This is a genomic window from Pontibacillus sp. HN14 (assembly GCF_021129245.1).
Classification (GTDB): Bacteria; Bacillota; Bacilli; order Bacillales; family BH030062; genus Pontibacillus.
Window position 1 is genome coordinate 1 of the sequence record NZ_JAJOLR010000010.1, and the last position, 18,061, is coordinate 18,061.

The 18,061-nt window shown below is 40.4% G+C and carries 17 protein-coding genes and 2 tRNA genes; 15 read left to right on the forward strand and 4 right to left on the reverse strand.

The window, feature by feature from the left end:
• Positions 1-92 precede the first annotated feature (92 nt).
• The 6 genes from LQ226_RS19605 to tsaD all read left to right on the forward strand — a co-directional run bounded on the left by LQ226_RS19605 (position 93) and on the right by tsaD (position 3,131).
• Positions 93-169 (forward strand) — tRNA-Met (locus LQ226_RS19605).
• A gap of 36 nt (positions 170-205) precedes the next feature.
• A tRNA-Asp gene (locus tag LQ226_RS19610) sits at positions 206-282 on the forward strand.
• 210 nt (positions 283-492) lie between these two features.
• On the forward strand, positions 493-951 hold the full coding sequence (gene tsaE, locus LQ226_RS19615; protein WP_231419735.1) for a tRNA (adenosine(37)-N6)-threonylcarbamoyltransferase complex ATPase subunit type 1 TsaE: 459 nt from the start codon (positions 493-495) through the stop codon (positions 949-951).
• Positions 948-1,658 (forward strand): tRNA (adenosine(37)-N6)-threonylcarbamoyltransferase complex dimerization subunit type 1 TsaB, encoded by a 711-nt coding sequence (gene tsaB / locus LQ226_RS19620; protein WP_231419736.1) that lies wholly within the window; start codon positions 948-950, stop codon positions 1,656-1,658. Before tsaE ends, tsaB begins: the two co-directional genes overlap by 4 nt.
• A complete protein-coding gene (gene rimI / locus LQ226_RS19625) occupies positions 1,651-2,097 on the forward strand; it encodes a ribosomal protein S18-alanine N-acetyltransferase (RefSeq protein ID WP_284526725.1) in 447 nt (148 codons plus the stop codon). Before tsaB ends, rimI begins: the two co-directional genes overlap by 8 nt.
• Positions 2,097-3,131, forward strand: a complete 1,035-nt coding sequence (gene tsaD / locus LQ226_RS19630; RefSeq protein WP_231419737.1) for a tRNA (adenosine(37)-N6)-threonylcarbamoyltransferase complex transferase subunit TsaD — start codon at positions 2,097-2,099, stop codon at positions 3,129-3,131. The genes rimI and tsaD overlap by 1 nt, the downstream gene beginning before the upstream one ends.
• Positions 3,132-3,465: 334 nt before the next feature.
• On the opposite strand, the gene LQ226_RS19635 is transcribed toward tsaD, so the two are convergent.
• Positions 3,466-5,400 carry an ABC-F family ATP-binding cassette domain-containing protein gene (locus LQ226_RS19635; RefSeq protein ID WP_231419738.1) on the reverse strand — a complete coding sequence of 645 codons (1,935 nt, stop codon included), beginning with the start codon at positions 5,398-5,400 and terminating at the stop codon, positions 3,466-3,468.
• 297 nt (positions 5,401-5,697) lie between these two features.
• Between LQ226_RS19635 and LQ226_RS19640 the strand changes: the two genes are divergently transcribed.
• A complete protein-coding gene (locus LQ226_RS19640) occupies positions 5,698-6,375 on the forward strand; it encodes a redox-sensing transcriptional repressor Rex (protein WP_231419739.1) in 678 nt (225 codons plus the stop codon).
• Positions 6,376-6,517: 142 nt separating this feature from the next.
• Positions 6,518-7,930 (forward strand): MDR family MFS transporter, encoded by a 1,413-nt coding sequence (locus tag LQ226_RS19645; protein WP_231419740.1) that lies wholly within the window; start codon positions 6,518-6,520, stop codon positions 7,928-7,930.
• Between the two features lie 19 nt (positions 7,931-7,949).
• Here the strand turns inward: LQ226_RS19645 and LQ226_RS19650 are convergent, their stop codons facing one another.
• Genes LQ226_RS19650 through LQ226_RS19660 form a run of 3 tightly spaced genes read right to left on the reverse strand, consistent with a single transcriptional unit; the run spans position 7,950 to position 9,385 of the window.
• Positions 7,950-8,444, reverse strand: coding sequence for a hypothetical protein (locus LQ226_RS19650; RefSeq protein ID WP_231419741.1), 495 nt, complete (start codon positions 8,442-8,444; stop codon positions 7,950-7,952).
• A gap of 34 nt (positions 8,445-8,478) precedes the next feature.
• Positions 8,479-8,679, reverse strand: a complete 201-nt coding sequence (locus LQ226_RS19655; RefSeq protein ID WP_231419742.1) for a YdiK family protein — start codon at positions 8,677-8,679, stop codon at positions 8,479-8,481.
• Positions 8,680-8,686: 7 nt separating this feature from the next.
• Positions 8,687-9,385 carry a CPBP family intramembrane glutamic endopeptidase gene (locus LQ226_RS19660; protein ID WP_231419743.1) on the reverse strand — a complete coding sequence of 233 codons (699 nt, stop codon included), beginning with the start codon at positions 9,383-9,385 and terminating at the stop codon, positions 8,687-8,689.
• Positions 9,386-9,664: 279 nt separating this feature from the next.
• Here LQ226_RS19660 and groES point away from each other — a divergent pair, with 279 nt between their 5' ends.
• The 7 genes from groES (at position 9,665) to LQ226_RS19695 (ending at position 17,966) form a co-directional block, all read left to right on the forward strand.
• Positions 9,665-9,949, forward strand: a complete 285-nt coding sequence (gene groES / locus LQ226_RS19665) for a co-chaperone GroES (protein WP_231419744.1) — start codon at positions 9,665-9,667, stop codon at positions 9,947-9,949.
• Positions 9,950-10,009: 60 nt separating this feature from the next.
• On the forward strand, positions 10,010-11,644 hold the full coding sequence (gene groL, locus LQ226_RS19670; RefSeq protein ID WP_231419745.1) for a chaperonin GroEL: 1,635 nt from the start codon (positions 10,010-10,012) through the stop codon (positions 11,642-11,644).
• Between the two features lie 714 nt (positions 11,645-12,358).
• A complete protein-coding gene (locus LQ226_RS19675) occupies positions 12,359-13,198 on the forward strand; it encodes a metallophosphoesterase family protein (protein ID WP_231419746.1) in 840 nt (279 codons plus the stop codon).
• An 8-nt stretch (positions 13,199-13,206) separates the two neighbouring features.
• The gene (gene tmk / locus LQ226_RS19680; protein ID WP_231419747.1) at positions 13,207-13,833 is read left to right on the forward strand and encodes a dTMP kinase; all 627 of its coding nucleotides are present in this window, start codon (positions 13,207-13,209) and stop codon (positions 13,831-13,833) included.
• The gene (locus LQ226_RS19685; RefSeq protein ID WP_231419748.1) at positions 13,826-14,752 is read left to right on the forward strand and encodes a thymidylate synthase family protein; all 927 of its coding nucleotides are present in this window, start codon (positions 13,826-13,828) and stop codon (positions 14,750-14,752) included. Before tmk ends, LQ226_RS19685 begins: the two co-directional genes overlap by 8 nt.
• A 130-nt stretch (positions 14,753-14,882) precedes the next feature.
• Positions 14,883-16,223: a thymidylate synthase gene (locus LQ226_RS19690; RefSeq protein ID WP_231419749.1), complete on the forward strand. Its 1,341-nt coding sequence runs from the start codon at positions 14,883-14,885 to the stop codon at positions 16,221-16,223.
• 528 nt (positions 16,224-16,751) lie between these two features.
• Positions 16,752-17,966, forward strand: a complete 1,215-nt coding sequence (locus tag LQ226_RS19695) for a Bcr/CflA family efflux MFS transporter (protein ID WP_231419794.1) — start codon at positions 16,752-16,754, stop codon at positions 17,964-17,966.
• Positions 17,967-18,061: the final 95 nt, after the last annotated feature.

The window sequence follows — 18,061 nt, forward strand, 5'->3', positions numbered from 1 at the left end:
ACAGAAGTTAAGCTCTTCAGCGCCGATGGTAGTCGGGGTTTCACCCCCGCAAGAGTAGGACGCCGCCATGCTTTGTTTATATTATTTATCGTCGCGGGGTGGAGCAGTCTGGTAGCTCGTCGGGCTCATAACCCGAAGGTCGCAGGTTCAAATCCTGTCCCCGCAACCAATTTATATTTGTTGCTTTTTTGATTAATCAAAAATTGGTCCGGTAGTTCAGTTGGTTAGAATGCCTGCCTGTCACGCAGGAGGTCGCGGGTTCGAGTCCCGTCCGGACCGCCATTTTATTTTTGATTACATATGATTGTTTATCCAAGCCTTAGGAAAACCTCCTAAGGCTTTTCTAATGCACTTTTTTAACGTAACTAAAGTGCTACCGCCTCGTAATCTCTTACGGTAATTACGTTTTTTTCTTTTTGCCTTTGTTTTTGCTATGATGGTGGTTAGATACAATTCGATTCGCTAGACTGGAATAGGAAGAAGGTGTTTCGTATGAGTGAAAGCTATACGATCGATACACACTCAGCTGAAGAAACAAAAAAGGTTGCTGAACGCCTGGGTGCCCTTTTGGAACCAAATGACCTTCTCACGCTTGAAGGAGACCTTGGTGCCGGAAAGACCACTTTCACAAAAGGACTTGGTACTGGTCTTGGGGTGACTCGTACGATTAGTAGTCCAACCTTTACGATTGTTAAAGAATACGAAGGCCGGATGCCTCTTTATCACTTAGATGTATACAGACTAGAGGATAGTGATGAAGACATCGGTTTTGATGAATATTTCGATGGAGGAGGCGTTTGTGTTGTAGAGTGGGCTCAGTTTATTGAAGACTATCTACCTGACAATAGGTTAGATATAGAACTCTTTTATAACAATGAAGACGAACGCTCTATCCATTTAAAGCCTCGTGGAGAACGATATGAACGAATATGTAAGGAGTTAGTCAAATGAATGTGTTAGCTATCGATACATCGAATCAACCCATGACGATCGCCGTCATGCAAGATGAACAGCTTATAGCCGAGTACACAACAGATATAAAGAAAAATCATTCAGTGCAGCTCATGCCAGCTATCAACCAAATGTTAGTGGACTGTAAGATGACCCCGCAAGATCTGAATCTGATTGCCGTGGGGCATGGGCCAGGATCCTTCACGGGAGTTCGTATTGGACTTACAACAGCTAAAACGTTAGCCTGGTCGTTATCTATTCCGATTGTAGCTGTCTCTAGCCTAGAGGTCTTAGCTTACAATGGAATCTTATTTAATGGTCTTGTGTGTCCTTTCTTTGATGCTAGAAGGGGACAAGTTTATACGGGGCTGTATCAAGCTGAGGGGTTCGAGGAAATGGCTCCTGTGAAAGATGAAGTCAACATTCTTCTCACAGATTGGCTGGAAGAGCTTCGTGCGTCAGGGGAACCTATTTTATTTATTAGTTCACAGCTTTCGATCCATCAAGAGAAGATTCGAGAAGTATTAGGAGAACAGGCTGTTTTCTCTTCCTTGCCTGTTCATTTACCAAGTGCAGGAATGTTGGCTCATATCGCTCTGAAGAAGGAGACGACGCCTATTCATGCCTTAACCCCAAATTATCTTCGTTTAGCAGAAGCTGAGTCCAAATGGCTTGAGAGCCAAAAGGGGCATCAGCCAAGTGACTAAAGTGATTGTTCGTCAAATGACTGAAGAAGATATCGATACGGTTCTTGAATTAGAGAAAGCGTGCTTTGCCACTCCTTGGACTCGTGATGCGTTTGAGCATGAGCTTCAGGATAATCCATACGCTACGTATTTCGTGCTAGAATTCGATGGCGAACTCGTTGGCTATTGTGGCTTGTGGGTTATTATAGATGAAGCTCATATTACGAATATTGCGATCTTGCCTGAATACAGAGGGAAAAAGTTAGGGGAATCCTTGTTTCAGGTTGTCATGGAAAAGGCGCGTTTAGTTGGAGCCATGCAGCTTTCTCTCGAGGTAAGAGTTTCGAATATCGTGGCTCAACGATTGTACCGTAAGTTTGGTCTTGTCCCTGGAGGGATTCGGAAAAATTATTATACAGATAATCAAGAGGATGCTGTAGTTATGTGGGTGAAATTATAATGGATCAATACATTTTAGGAATTGAGACAAGCTGTGATGAGACAGCTGTGGCGATTGTGAAGAATGGGACTGAGCTGATTGCTAATGTCGTTGCTTCCCAAATTGAGAGTCATAAGCGCTTTGGTGGTGTTGTGCCTGAAATTGCATCTCGTCACCACGTAGAACAAGTGACCCTTGTATTAGAAGAGGCTCTGGAGAAAGCCGATATGCGTATGGAAGACATCGACGCGATTGCCGTTACAGAAGGACCTGGCTTAGTCGGTGCTTTATTAGTGGGTGTAAACGCAGCTAAGGCGTTAGCCTTTGCGTATCAAAAGCCTCTTGTTGGGGTTCAGCATATCGCAGGTCATATCTATGCGAATCGTCTTATGAAAGAGTTTCAGTTTCCGCTCCTTTCTTTAGTTGTTTCAGGCGGACATACTGAACTTATTCTAATGAAAGAACATGGGTCGTTTGAAGTCATTGGAGAAACACGGGATGATGCTGCAGGGGAGGCCTATGATAAAGTAGCCCGAACGCTAAAGCTACCTTATCCAGGAGGACCTCATATTGACCGACTCGCACACGAGGGAGAAGTGACGATCGACTTCCCACGTGCTTGGCTTGAGAACGATTCTTTTGACTTTAGCTTCAGTGGACTCAAGTCATCGGTTATTAACACGTTGCACAATGCGAAACAAAAGGGAATAGAACTAAAGCAAGAAGATATTGCTGCAAGCTTTCAGGAAAGCGTCGTTGATGTGTTATCCACAAAAGCCTATAAAGCAGCTAAGCAATATGGTGTGAAGCAAGTTATTGTGGCTGGCGGAGTTGCTGCCAATAAAGGACTGCGTGCTCGCCTTGAAGAGAAGTTTGGCGAGGAGGAAGAACTGGAATTGTTAATTCCGCCTCTTCACTTATGTACCGATAATGCAGCTATGATCGCCGCTGCCGGAACGGTTGCTTTTAATCAAGGTCACCGCGCCGGATGGGATTTAAACGGCAATCCATCTTTATCGTTAGAGCGATATGCGAAACGTTCTATTACAAAGTAATACACAAGGTAAAAGCGAAACCAAGTATCGGTTTCGCTTTTGTTGTGGAGAAAAGGTCTGAAAGTTTAAATAAATGTGCATAAGTAAACGTTTTCCACAGGTTAAAAACAAGCTGTGCATAAAATTTGTAGAACGCTGTCATAGTAAATATTGGTATGTGCATAACAACTGTGGATAACTCGTTGTAATTCTGTGGATTATGTGTATAAATCTGTGAAAAACTGTATTTGTAAGGAAAAAGGCTGTGGATATAAATGGGGATAGTCGCGTGATTCGACAAATGGTATGAAAGCGCTCCAAAAAGAGAGGATATCCTGTGGATATCCTCTCTTAGTTATTCTTCATCATGGAGTTGTTCCCATTCTTCCATTAACGATTCAATCTTTGATTTTGAGTTCGAATTGGATTCAGTTAGTTCGAGTGATTTCTCATGATCCTGATAGATCTCTGGTTCGCAGAGTAAGGCATCATTTTGTTCAATCACTTCTTCTAATTCTACGATTTCTTGTTCAATTTCCTCAATTCGGCGTTTGCGCTTTCTGGCTTCTCGCTGTTCAGCCTTATTCTGTTGGAATTGATTCTTAGAGTCTTTAGCTTCTTTCTCTTGTGTAGGGTTTTGCTGTGCTTCATATTCAGCGATGTCCCTGGCTTCTTGCTTTTTATCTAAATAGTAATCGTAGTCTCCAAGGTAAAGCTTTGTATCTGTTCCGTTTAGCTCTAACACTTGTGTAGCGATACGGTTAATAAAGTAACGGTCGTGGGAGACAAATAGAATCGTTCCTGGGTAATCCATTAGAGCCGCTTCAAGCACTTCTTTACTATCTAAATCTAAGTGGTTCGTTGGCTCATCCAATACAAGGAAGTTTGATTTCTCAAGCATCAACTTCGCCAGTGCGATTCTCGCTTTTTCTCCGCCACTTAATGAGTTAACGGTCTTTAAAACGTCGTCTCCTGTGAAGAGGAAGTTTCCAAGCACGGTACGGATATCCTTCTCATCCATTAACGGGTATTCATCCCATAGTTCATGAAGGACAGTCTTGGTAGAATTGAGCTGCGCCTGTTCCTGGTCATAATAGCCAATCTGCAAGTTCGTTCCGTATTGAATCGTACCACCTGTAGGGGAGAACTTCTCAATAATGTTCTTTAGAAGCGTTGTTTTACCAACACCGTTTGGTCCGACAAGGGCAAGACGCTCTGTCCGGTTTACGTCAAAGGATACATGTTCAAAGACAGGCTTTTGACTTTCCTCGTATTGGAAAGAAAGGTCACGGACTTTCAATACATCATTACCGCTTCTTCTGTTGATGTCGAAGGAGAACTTAGCTGACTTTTGATCGCCTTTAGGCTTATCCACCTTTTCCATCTTCTCGAGTTGTTTCTGTTTGCTTTGGGCTCGTTTGCTTGTGGAAGCTCGGGCCATATTTTTTTGGATGAAATCTTCCATCCGTTTCATTTCCGTTTGTTGTTTCTCAAACTGTTTCAGATCGCGTTCATAATTGGCAGCTTTCGCATCAAGGTACTTGCTGTAGTTGCCGTGGAATTTCTCAGAAGATTGATAGGAGATCTCATACACGACATTGACCACTTTATCAAGGAAGTAGCGGTCGTGGGAGACGATGACAACGGCACCTGGATAGCCCTGCAAATACTGCTCTAACCAATTCAACGTATCGATGTCTAAGTGGTTCGTTGGCTCGTCCAGCACGAGGATATCAGGTTTTGATAGTAAGAGTTTACCTAACGCAAGCCTTGTCTTCTGACCACCACTAAGCGTTGCGATTGGTGTGGATAAATCGAAATCTCCAAAGTTCAGCCCATTCAGGACAGCTTTTACGTCAGCCTCATATCGGTAGCCTCCGTCCGTTTTAAATCGGAGCTGGAGTTCGTCATAGTCTTTTAAAAGCTTCTGGTATTGTTCATGATCATTGATCAAATCTGGATTCGCCATTTGTTCTTCCATTTGGCGGAGCTGTTTCTCCATGGCTTTCAGATGATCGAACACGGCGATCATTTCATCCCATATGCTTTTGTCGGATTCGAGTCCGGTGTGCTGCTCTAAATACCCCAGTGTTGCTTCTTTCGGTTTATGGAGCTCACCTTCTTCATATGAAAGCTCTCCTGCCATAATTTTGAGCAAGGTCGATTTTCCTGCTCCATTACGGCCAACAATGGCAATTCTGTCATTGGTGTGTACTTCTAATTTAATATTCGATAGAATAAGATCAGCGCCGAAGCGTTTTGTAATATTATTCATTTGCATAAGAATCATGATCGTTCACCTCAATGAGTTAAGTGTATCTTACGGAACGCGTGTGAAGCAAGGTTCGTACGTTGAGGGGATAAGGGTTATTGGTTGTGGTCGGGATGTTTGTGAAATTAGAAACATTTCTTTACAATTAATAAGGACAATCCATCAGAGAAACAAGAAATAAAATACGCGAGATTTTTATAACAAGGATGATTCCACATGATCCTGCAGTAGTGGTTATAGAAAATGGAAGCGTTAACGGTGTGGCCTATATGGAATAGCTACACTTGTTACGGTATGAAATGAGGGGGATAAGAGATGGAGCTAGACCAGGCAAAAATACCACAAGCGACAGCTAAGCGACTGCCCTTATATTATCGCTTTATTAATAACCTTCACAGTCAAGGTAAACAAAGAGTATCATCTAAAGAGTTGAGTGAAGCCGTTAAGGTTGATTCGGCTACTATTCGCCGTGACTTTTCGTACTTCGGGGCATTAGGGAAGAAAGGATACGGCTATAATGTGAACTACTTACTTACATTCTTCCGTAAGACCCTGGACCAAGACGAGGTGACACGAGTCGCCTTAATTGGTGTTGGGAATTTAGGGACCGCCTTTTTACATTATAATTTCACTAAGAACAACAATACAAAGATTGAGATGGCTTTTGATGCGCAGGAAGAGAAAGTCGGGAACGATATAGGTGGTGTACCGGTCTACCATATTGATCAACTAGAAGAGCACCTCTCAGATGGGATCTCTGTTGCGATCTTAACTGTTCCGGCCAACGAAGCCCAAAGAATTGCTGATCGCCTTGTTGAGGCGGGGATCATTGGTGTCTTAAACTTCACACCAGCGCGTATATCCGTTCCAGAGGGAATACGTGTCCACCACATAGATCTGGCTGTAGAGTTGCAGGCACTAGCATACTTTCTAAAACATTATCCTCTCGATCATGAAGAGGCATCAGAAGAGGAACCAAAAGGGGCTGAATAAGCCTCTTTTTTTGTGCTTGTTTTCCTATTTAATTGTAGTCTGCTTTCAATAAGGTCGAATTGGTTTTGAGGATCGGGATATGTGATATAGTAGAAAATAGTTCGAACATCGAAAGAATCTGAAATGAAAGAAGGGACGCAGCATGAGCAAATTATCAAGTAAATGGCTCGTCGTTGTATCCGTCTTATTTGGAACATTTACAGTCATTTTAAACAACAGCATGCTGAATCCGACGCTTCCGCGCTTTATGGAGATATTCGATGCTGATGCTGTAAGTGTAGGGTGGATGCTCACGATCTTTATGGTAGCCATGGGGATGACGATGCCGTTAACCGGTTTTCTTGGGGACCGTTTCGGAAAGAAGAAAGTGTATGTAACAGGTCTTGTGATCTTCTTAATCGGTTCTGTATCGGGGTCTTTATCGCCTACCCTGAGCCTCGTTATTCTATCACGGGCTGTACAAGGGGTTGCCGGTGGTTTAATGATGCCTATTGCCATGGCGCTGATCTTTAATGCCTTTCCAAAGCACGAGCGAGGACTGGCTGTTGGTGTATATGGGGTTGCTGCGATGGTTGCACCTGCCATAGGTCCAACGGTAGGTGGCGTCATTATTCAGTTTTTTGATTGGCCTTTTTTATTCTTATTTAATATTCCTTTTGGACTGATTGGTATTATTTTATCTTCTAAATATTTAGTCGAAACGGAAAAAAATCCTTCTCTTAAATTCGACACCATTGGCTTTATTTTGGTGACGATTGGTGTCGGAGGAATTCTCTTTGCACTTGGAAGAGGGAAGGAATTAGAGACGTTACTAACGGCTAGTAACATAAGCCTGATCGTTGTTGGGATTCTTTCTGTTGTGGCGTTTGTTCTGGTGGAGAACCGAAAGAAACAACCGCTGCTCAACTTATCTGTCTTTAAAGTTCCGACCTATGCCGTGTCTGTTGTCGTGACAGGAGCGGCTTCGATTGGGCTATTCTCAGGAATCTTCTTATTGCCGCTTCTCATTCAGAACGTATACGGCTTAAGTGAGATTATGACCGGACTTCTCTTTCTCCCGGCTGCAGCGCTAAGCGGTGTATCCATGTCCATTGGTGGACGGATCCTTGATAAGAGAGGACCGAAATCGGTTATTCCGATTGGGTTATTCGTAATGGCTTCGGCTACAACAGCGCTCGGATTCCTGGAGCTGTCGACGCCTTACTGGCTCATTCTTCTATTAAACGCGGTTCGCGGAGCCGGTATGGGACTCAGCAATATGCCGGCCACAACGGCTGGTATGAATGCTATACCAGATGAGCTTGTCGCACAGGGGTCCGCGATGAACAACGTACTAAGACAGATGACGTCTTCTTTCGGTATCGTATTCTTCTCGATCTACTACGAAACAAGACGTGCGGTCATTGCAGCGGGTGAAGCTAATATGACAGAAGCCACGCTACAGACGCTGAATGAAGCCTTTCTAGTATCAGCTGTCGTGATTGCGTTAGCTATCCCATTCTCCTTTATTATGAAAGGAGCAGACAGTTCTTCTGAAGAGGAAGGCGAATCCTGATTGGATTAAGAAAGGGCCATCACTGGATGGCCCTTTCTTTTTGTGAGGCGATCGATTTTCTCCAATTGGCGATAAACAGATAAATGCCTGCTGCTGAAAGGAAACAAGCATGTAGGACAGGGGCTAGTTGTAAAAGAGCGACGCCTACTTTGTCTCCTGGTAGGTTTGTTGGTAAAAGGAGAAGATTTAACGGAATGGTTAGGATGAGTGAACCTGTTATCATTCCCCTTCCTGCGTTGCTGGGTAAGGTGGAGAGAGAAATGCATATAAGGGCTGTTGCGATTAAGAACAATACATGAGCGAAAAGAGCTTCAGAGACTGTAAAGGATATGGGGATGTCTGACATGATTAATGTCTTGTAAGCAAACGCAATGAACCCCATACAGAAGCCAGTTGCTAAAAGAAACATACTGAGGATGCCTTGTAATAAAGTATTGATGAAACCACCACCTATTAACAAAATATTCCTTTTACCTATAGTAGCAAATGATGGGTGAGATGAACATGGCTCCATTAAAATAAGCGGCTTCCCCGCATGGGGAGACCGCTTATTTTTTGTTGCTTTTATTCATCTTTAAATAGAGCATAAAAAGTCGAATTGCGACGGCGAAATTTACTGTCGCAACGAAAGAGCAAATGAGCGTAATTAAGTTCCAAATTGTCTCTTCTACACTAAGTATGGCGATATACGTAAACAAAATCCCCATAATAAAATAGAGGAATGCCATAAAGAATGGCGAAGTTTTCATAATAGGATTAACCTCCAAACAGGATTGTTTGCACGTTTTGCTCTAGTTGTTCCATGTCTACTGTCATCTGCGCAATAATGACGAGGGAGTTCATGGTAGCGTGCGTAATAATCGGCACGATAATACGCTGTGTCTTTTCATAAAGAAAGGCAAAGACCAGTCCCATGGCTGCATATTTCAGCAGGTGTTCTGGCTCACCGTGTACAATTCCGAAGATCCCGCCTGATACAAGAGCTGAAATAAGGAAGTTCGCATATTTACGTAATGTGCCAAATAGAATCTTTCGGAAGATGATTTCTTCAAGAATCGGAGCCACAATCGCAATAATGAGAATAAAGATCGGTGCTGCTTTGGCGATCGCCGATAGGTTTTGCGTGTTCTCTGAAATAGGATCTACACCAAACACAAGCGATTCAATCACAGTAGCCAGGTATTGACTAAAGAAAGCAAGCAGAATCCCGATGAGTCCCCATTTAATATAAGAACCAATTCCCATCTCATAATCCTGGCGTAAATCATTTTTAATATCTGGTTTTAGGATCAATGTAATGATGAGAAGCCCGATTACAAAGGAAAAGATCGTCCAACCGATCAGCCAGTTTTGAGGATTGGCCAGGTCGAGAGAAATGATGAAGTCCCCGACAGGTTTCCCGGATAACTGGACAAGGATATATGTTAAGATGACATACCAATAGCGCCTTGGCATTCGGCAACGACTCCTTTATGAATTTTATACCTTTATCTTACGTATTGTAACACATTTAAAGAAGTGGAAAGAAACGTTTAAATCGCAAAAGATGAGTCATAATGGGTTGGGGGAGTAGGAATGGGACACGAGGAAATTTTTATGAAGAAAATGAATGTTTTCGCTTGCAAAATAGTTAGAGATTCATTATTATAATAATTGTGTTAGCACTCATCTAATGAGAGTGCTAATAAAATCAAAACAAGCATAGGTTCAAACCATTTGAGGAGGGTGTCTGATTTGTTAAAGCCATTAGGTGATCGTATTGTAATTGAGGTAGTACAACAAGAAGAAAAGACCGCGAGCGGTATTGTTCTTCCTGACTCTGCGAAGGAGAAGCCTCAAGAAGGTAAAGTTGTTGCGGTAGGTTCTGGTCGTTTGGCGGATAATGGTGAAAAGGTTGCACTAGAGGTAGCCACTGGCGACCACATCATCTTCTCAAAATTTGCAGGTACTGAAGTGAGTTACGAAGGTACTGAATACTTAATTTTACGTGAAAATGACATTTTAGCAGTCATTAACTAATACAATCAATGTTGGACAATCATAAACGTTTACAAGAATCTTTTAGGAGGGTATTTAATCATGGCTAAAGATATTAAGTTTAGTGAAGACGCACGTCGTTCCATGCTTCGCGGTGTAGACCGCCTTGCTGATGCAGTTAAAGTAACACTTGGACCAAAAGGACGTAACGTGGTTCTTGAGAAGAAATTCGGTTCTCCATTAATTACTAATGACGGTGTAACAATCGCGAAAGAAATTGAATTAGAAGATCACTTCGAGAATATGGGCGCGCAACTCGTATCTGAAGTAGCTTCTAAGACAAACGAAATCGCTGGTGACGGTACAACAACGGCAACGGTTCTAGCACAAGCGATGATCCGTGAAGGTCTTAAAAACGTAGCTTCTGGTGCGAACCCAGTTGGCGTTCGTCGTGGTATCGAGAAAGCAACAGAAGTAGCTGTTAACGAACTTAAATCAATTTCTAAACCAATTGAAGGCAAAGATTCAATCGCACAGGTTGCAGCGATCTCTTCTGCTGATGAAGAAGTAGGGCAGCTAATCGCTGAAGCGATGGAGCGCGTGGGTAACGATGGCGTTATCACAATTGAAGAATCAAAAGGATTCAACACAGAGATGGAAGTTGTTGAAGGTATGCAGTTCGACCGCGGATATGCATCTCCTTACATGGTCTCTGACCAAGATAAGATGGAAGCGGTTCTTGAGAATCCTTACATCCTAATCACAGATAAGAAGATCTCAAACATTCAGGAAGTTCTTCCTGTCCTTGAGCAAGTGGTACAGCAAAGCCGTCCACTTCTTATGATCTCTGAAGACGTTGAAGGCGAAGCACTTGCAACACTTGTTGTGAACAAACTTCGTGGTACATTCAACGCTGTATCTGTTAAAGCACCTGGATTCGGTGATCGTCGTAAAGCCATGCTTGAAGACATCGCGACAATTACAGGCGGACAGGTTATTACTGAAGACTTAGGTCTAGATCTTAAGAACACAACAATGGATCAATTAGGTCGTGCGAATAAAGTTGTTGTTACGAAAGAGAACACAACAATCGTTGAAGGTGCTGGCAACCCTGAACAAATCTCAGGACGTGTAAGCCAAATCCGTTCTCAGTTAGAAGAAACAACTTCTGAATTCGATAAAGAGAAACTTCAAGAGCGCCTTGCGAAACTAGCTGGCGGTGTAGCGGTCATCAAAGTTGGTGCAGCTACAGAAACAGAACTAAAAGAACGTAAACTACGCATCGAAGACGCCTTAAACTCAACGCGCGCAGCGGTAGAAGAAGGCATCGTAGCCGGTGGTGGTACAGCACTTGTGAACATCTACAACAAAGTAGCTGCACTTGACCTTACTGGTGATGAAGAAACAGGTGCGAAGATCTTACTTCGTGCACTAGAAGAACCAGTTCGCCAAATCGCTCACAACGCAGGTCTTGAAGGCTCCGTTATCATCGAGCGTCTTAAAGGCGAAAAAGTTGGCGTTGGCTTCAACGCAGCAACTGGCGAGTGGGTAAACATGGTCGACACAGGTATCGTGGACCCAACAAAAGTGACACGCTCCGCACTACAAAACGCAGCATCTGTAGCGGCAATGTTCCTAACTACAGAAGCGGTTGTAGCTGACCATCCTGAAGAAGATAACGCTGGCGGCGGTATGCCAGATATGGGTGGCATGGGTGGTATGGGCGGTATGATGTAAGGTTTTCCTTACACATTACCCTAGCTCATTGTGAGACTTTTTCATAAATAACTCTCATAATAATTTGAGTAATAGGAGAGGCTTCTTAGTAGTTAAATACGCTACTGAGAAGCCTCTTTTTTTTACTCGGATATATTTCTAGTTGTCTCCTTATAAATTCGTACAGAGTAAATATTGCTAATTACTTATTAACCCATAAATATCTATATAATGAGGGCGGGGAGTCTGTATATAAGAGAGGCTATTAAGGGGAACGCCATGAATATTTCTACAAAAACACATAAAGATGGTTACTGTTGTTCGATAGTGCCCACCTTTCATAATCGTTTGGATTCGATTTATAACAAGATGAGGAGGAGGTGATGTACTGAATCTTAAAAATTTCGCTATTATGATGGCTGGTTAGTGTGAATTTAAGACTTTAGGGGAGGGCAGAAAGGGGTCCGTGGTATAAAATGAGGTGAGATTGAAGAGACTCCAGGGCGTTAGAAGAATGTTAAATCACCTATTAACTACTAGAGATATGGCAATTGAAAAGGCAAAGACTATCAATATTTTATCAAATACGACTATAATAAAATGGTAATGATAGAATTTTGAAATTAAATAGTATAGATTAAACAAAGGTAGTTTTAGTTTAGGAAAAAGGTGGATAACATATAATGGAAGAATGTATAATTTATCTAACCAAATTTTTTTAGGGAGGGATTGGTTATGGTAAATATTCTACATATATCTGATATTCATTTTCCTAGTGAACATATGGTTGTAACTGAAAGAGAGCTAAAACAAGGAATAGTGAATTTTTTAGACAATACTGATGATGAAAACATTTATTTGCTTATTAGCGGTGATATTACATTTCAGGGTAAACCTCAAGGGTATAAGGAAGCAACACTATTTTTTAAGGAAGTAATTGAAAAATCTAAAGGTAAAATAGATCCTAAGAATATCCTTTTATGTCCTGGAAACCACGATATTGTAGAGGGAAGTAATTTTGAACTTTTTGATAAATTTTCATATACTCTTAGGGGTGACAGTAACTTTTCATACAACAATGGGCCTTCATATGTTATTAAAAGGATGGAGAACGCTCTTTTTCTAGGCATTAATTCTGTATACCATCTAGATCATCAATTTGGATTTGTAAATATAGAAGAACTAGGAGAGAAACTCAAAAGTATGAGCATTAATGAAGGTGTAAGGAGAATAGCATTTACTCACCATCATCTAGTTAACCAGTTTCAAAGAGATACTTCATCAATAAGAAATGCCAGTCAATTAATTTCGCTATTAGATCACTATGGCTTTGAAACTATATTTCATGGTCATCAGCATACTAATTCAAATCTTATTCTCGGGAAATCACAGATGTTTACGATTGGAGTAAGTACACCAGGATTTGAAATGCAGGGTTATACAAATGGGATAAATTATTATAAGATCAATCAAGAAGGGTTAGAGTCGAATAGGTACGTTTATTCCAGAGATAATGAATCGGGCGGCCTTTTGGGAAGTTTTAAAGTACTAGACTCAAAATATTATACAAGGTGAGTTGAATAATGAAAAGTTTATTTATTGTATTTGAAGGTATTGATGGATCAGGAACTTCTACACAAGCAAATTTACTCAAGAATTACTTTTTAAATAATTCAATAAAATCTATAGTCACTTCAGAGCCATCAGAAGGACCTATTGGCAATATAATTAGGCAAGGGATGAAGCAAAGAATATTTTTCACTAATAACAAAAGACATTTTGATCAACAAATGGCGTATTTATTTGCTGCAGATAGGCATGACCATTTGTATAACCAAATAGATGGGGTATTTAAAAAAGTAGAAGAAGGTTTCCAGGTAATTAGTACAAGGTATTTTTTCTCTTCATTTGCTTATCATTGTGATGATGAAGAAGATTTAGAATTAGTTACTAATTTAAACAATAAATTCCCAAATCCGGACATAGTAATTTATATAGATAACCCAATTGAAGTATCTTTAGAAAGAATCAGTCAACGTTCGGTCCAAGATGTTTATGAAAACAAAGAAAAGCTTGTGAAAGTGAAAAATAATTATGAAGAGATATTCTCAAAATATAGTGGGAACTTAATTAAAGTCAAAGGAAATAATGATCCGATGGTTATACATAACCAAATTATAAATTATATTGAGGAGGTTTATAATGGATGAACATGAATTTATACAGGTAGAAAATTTCGAAGACGTAATTTCATTTGCAAAAGAAACAGTAAACCAGAATCATTCAGATGGTTACTACCTCAATTTTAGTCTTAAAGTACAATTCGATATTAATCTAATTAACAAGCCACAACTATTGGATGTAGCTACAGAAGCTGAAGATTGGCAAAATCCTAAACAGCCAGAGCACTTGCATATTAATCATGGAGAATATATCACAGAAAAGGGTGTTAGATACATAATAGAGGAATTAAAACGCAAGAGCCATTCTAATAGGGCGCTTATGTCATTGATAAATCAGGGTGATATAATAGAAAGTGGTGATAACCCAATTCCTTCATTTATGGTATTGCAATTTAGTCTAGAAGGTACAGAGTTATATATTACTACGTATTTTAGGGCGCTGGAAGTATCAAGATTCCTTCGAATAAATATAGAAGAAATTAGGTTAATTGCCAAAGAAATTTATGATGAAATCACGAACCTATCTAAAGTTAAATTAAATATTTTTGCGTTTCGTGCTTATGTAAAAGAAAATCAAAGTACATTAAAAAGGCAAGAGATAGACTTATTACAAGAGCGTCATATCTTAACGTTTATGCAAAACGAACCAAACAAACTTATTGCATTGCTTAAAGAAAAGAAAGAAGAAAGTACTGTAATTGAAAATAATTCATTGCACCATATATATGAAATAATGAATGATTCATACGTAAATGAATCTATACACTATTGTTTTAAAGGGAAATTAGTTAACCATTTATTAGAAAAATGTCTAGCATCAAGTCAGGAGCTTATAAATTTACGTGAAAAAACTTCCCACAGTGATCGAATTGAAGAAATTAATTTAACTTATTTAAGATTACTTGAAAATTTTATAGGGGAAATCGAAAAATGTTTTTATCAATAAATGAAAAATGGATGAATTAATTAACAACTGGCAGACATGTAATAAAAATTTCTAGCAAAACCAACATATATTAAGGAACTTATTTCATATAAAATGGAAAATAAATACATATTTGCGAGGTGTAAGCTTAATGAATGTATTTAAAGGTGATAATTTCTCTGTTATTTATTATGAAATGTTGAAGTATGGTTTTCATAGTTTAAATTCTTATAAGGAATCAAGAGTTGGAGAAGTGAAAGATCTTGGTCCGGTTTATTTTGAGATAAAAAGTGATAAATTTAGATTTCCATATCTAAATAAAAGAGCAATAAATCCTTTTTTCGCTTTAGCTGAATTCTCCTGGTTAATTACGGGTTCTAATCAAGTAAAACCCTTGCAATTTTTTATAAAAGGTTATGATAAATATTCTGATGATGGTGAAACGTTAAACGGTGCTTATGGACATAGATTGCGATATAAGTTTGATGTAGATCAATTAGAAAAAGCAATTGAAGGATTAAGAAATAAACCTGAATCTCGAAGAATCGTACTAACGATGTGGTCAGTCGAGGACTTGCTTGCTGATTCAAATGATTTACCATGTAACATTTCTATTATGTTAAAAGTCAGAAATGAAAAGCTGGATATAACTATTATAAATAGGTCAAATGATTTGTTTCTTGGTGTACCTTATAATGTTTATGTATTCTATCTACTACAGATTTATATATCAGAGAAAATAGGATGCGGTTTAGGGGTGCAACGCCACTTTACTGATTCGTTACATATTTATAGAAGGGATATGGATAGAATAGGCGAGATAATTCAATCAAATAGCAAGAGATCAATTATCGCTACTTCTGAACAATTTCCTTTATTTGATAGCGCTTCATACGTTGAAGTTGACCATAAAAAAATAATTGATCAAGATTATGATGGGATATCTAATGAAGATATCATTAATTTTTTCAAATCCTATATTGAATATAAAAAAACTTCAGACTTTGATAGAGCAATTGAATTGTTGCCAAAAAATCAGCTTGGTTATGTCGCATATCTTTGGTATCGTGAGAAAAGAGATTATGATGTATCTAATAGTTTTTTTGATGAAGTAAGACAGGGGATCGGTTACATGAAGAATGACTTTGAGAAAATATATACAATTAAATATGAATCAGAAGATAGTATTAAAGAATTTATTTTAAACATCTCAAAGGAACACCATCATTTATATGAATGTTTCTTGGAAATAATTAATACTAAATCAGATTTCTATTCAATAAAAGAAGAAAATATTGATAAAGGTAGGTTAGTACAGGCAGTCTTTCTATCGATTGTAATGTCTAGTGTGGCATCAACTATAGCTCCTGACATTAATCGACTATTTTCTGTAAGAATAGAAAATGTGGCTAAAAGCTTGGGACTAGAAGTTAAAGATATAATACATTTCACGCAGTTTGAGACGAAATTTACAACACTAATTAATTCATAAAAAGGGTAACGCAATACAATAAAATTCGGTTAAACGCAGTTTAAGATGTTACGTATAGGATTAAAGCCCCCTCGTTGTACGGCGCTTTTCGCTTACCACATGTAAGATATTACACACTATCACCAAAGGGGCATTATGATGTAACATCGTCTTAGGAACACTATAATGTCCAAGGTTTTAGATTAAATGTTAGAAAAACGCTAACATTCTGATAGGAAAAGAGGCTTTTCACTAATTTACACAACTAGTGAGTAGCCTCTTTTTTGTACTTATGGATCCGGGTTATCCCCTAAGCTAAAAGTGTTTCGTTTAGAGTATTTCTTGCAGAAGAAGCGATGGTCCTTATGTGAAAAGGAGGCGCTAGAGCTAGACCCGCCCTTTAAGTACCACGGGGACGGGCCCCTTGACACATGATTAGAAGTGCCAGTGAACCCGCCCCCGCGCTTCTACAATAGCCCAGGGGTAGACTTCCAGTATGAATGAAGGTTAAAATCATAGTTCAACAACCAGAAGAAGAAGGTGTTCATCATTTTACATAATCCAACAGGGAAAGAAAGAATAGGGTTAGCGTTTTTACTAGGAATGCTTGGAATACTAGGACCACTCAACATCGATATGTATCTCCCCAGCTTTCCGGGGATTGCATCCGATTTAGAAACGAGTGCGTCACTCGTGCAGCTCAGCTTAACGACCTGTCTGATCGGACTAGCTGTCGGTCAGATTGTCGTTGGACCCATCAGTGATTCGCAAGGGAGAAAGAAACCGTTAATCATCTTCCTATCCCTCTTCGCGGTGGCGTCCTTTGCTTGTGCGCTTGCGCCGAATATCTATGTACTCGTCATCGCTCGATTTATCCAAGGGTTTACGGCTTCTGCTGGTGTCGTCCTTTCCAAGGCGGTCGTGCGAGACGTATTTATAGGAAGGGAATTGACGAAGTTCTTCGCCTTACTGATGGTGATCAATGCGACGGCTCCGATGATTGCGCCGATCACAGGTGGGGCGATTTTGCTGTTACCGTTCGCCACATGGGAGACGATCTTCCTCTTCCTAAGTATCGTAGGGTTCGCCATCGTGTTCACCGTAGCAGGCAAATTACCTGAGACGCTTCCGGTAGAAAACAGGATCCCGAGCTCCGTGAAGGAATCGGTTCGGACCATTGGCCGTCTGTTGAAGGACCGATCTTTCATCGGATACGCCTTAACGATCGGGTTTGTCCACGGCGGGAGTTTCGCTTACGTTTCTGGAACGCCATTTGTTTATCAGGGAATCTATGACGTATCTCCTCAGGCGTTCAGTTTCTTGTTCGGAGTGAACGGCCTTGCGATCATTACGGGTAGTTTTCTAGTCGGCCGTCTTGGCGGCATTTTTCACGAGAGAAGCTTGCTGAGAAGTGCTGTACTGATTGCGGTTAGTGCGACGGGGGTTCTATTAGTGATGACGCTTCTCGAAGGACCACTGTATTCCATCGTCGTGCCGATCTTCATCTATATGACAGCGATGGGGATGGTGTTGACCAGTACGTTCACTTTAGCGATGGAGCATCAAGGCCACAGAGCAGGGAGTGCCAGTGCTGTGCTCGGCATGCTGCCCCTATTGTTTGGCGCGGTTGTTTCGCCACTGGTCGGTCTTGATGAGACGACGGCTGTCCCAATGGGAGCTATTCTATTTACGACGGCATCGATCGGTGCTACGTTCTTCTTCACGTTGACGAAGAAAGACGCAAGAAAAACATATGCGGGATAACATGAAAGCTCTTTTCGTCCTGGGAAGCATAGTTACGGTTCCTGTGCTTCCTTTAAAATTCTAACAATATGAGTCATAAAAGAGAGTTCTCAATA

Bases quoted from the DNA above. Each gene is read 5' to 3' on its own strand.
- tsaB (WP_231419736.1), top strand. From the start codon at position 948: ATGAATGTGTTAGCTATCGATACATCGAATCAACCCATGACGATCGCC.
- LQ226_RS19645 (WP_231419740.1), top strand. From the start codon at position 6,518: ATGAGCAAATTATCAAGTAAATGGCTCGTCGTTGTATCCGTCTTATTT.
- LQ226_RS19655 (WP_231419742.1), bottom strand. From the start codon at position 8,679: ATGAAAACTTCGCCATTCTTTATGGCATTCCTCTATTTTATTATGGGG.
- LQ226_RS19640 (WP_231419739.1), top strand. From the start codon at position 5,698: ATGGAGCTAGACCAGGCAAAAATACCACAAGCGACAGCTAAGCGACTG.
- LQ226_RS19690 (WP_231419749.1), top strand. From the start codon at position 14,883: ATGAATGTATTTAAAGGTGATAATTTCTCTGTTATTTATTATGAAATG.
- LQ226_RS19685 (WP_231419748.1), top strand. From the start codon at position 13,826: ATGGATGAACATGAATTTATACAGGTAGAAAATTTCGAAGACGTAATT.
- LQ226_RS19675 (WP_231419746.1), top strand. From the start codon at position 12,359: ATGGTAAATATTCTACATATATCTGATATTCATTTTCCTAGTGAACAT.
- tmk (WP_231419747.1), top strand. From the start codon at position 13,207: ATGAAAAGTTTATTTATTGTATTTGAAGGTATTGATGGATCAGGAACT.
- LQ226_RS19660 (WP_231419743.1), bottom strand. From the start codon at position 9,385: ATGCCAAGGCGCTATTGGTATGTCATCTTAACATATATCCTTGTCCAG.
- LQ226_RS19635 (WP_231419738.1), bottom strand. From the start codon at position 5,400: ATGATTCTTATGCAAATGAATAATATTACAAAACGCTTCGGCGCTGAT.
- LQ226_RS19650 (WP_231419741.1), bottom strand. From the start codon at position 8,444: ATGGAGCCATGTTCATCTCACCCATCATTTGCTACTATAGGTAAAAGG.
- groL (WP_231419745.1), top strand. From the start codon at position 10,010: ATGGCTAAAGATATTAAGTTTAGTGAAGACGCACGTCGTTCCATGCTT.
- tsaD (WP_231419737.1), top strand. From the start codon at position 2,097: ATGGATCAATACATTTTAGGAATTGAGACAAGCTGTGATGAGACAGCT.
- tsaE (WP_231419735.1), top strand. From the start codon at position 493: ATGAGTGAAAGCTATACGATCGATACACACTCAGCTGAAGAAACAAAA.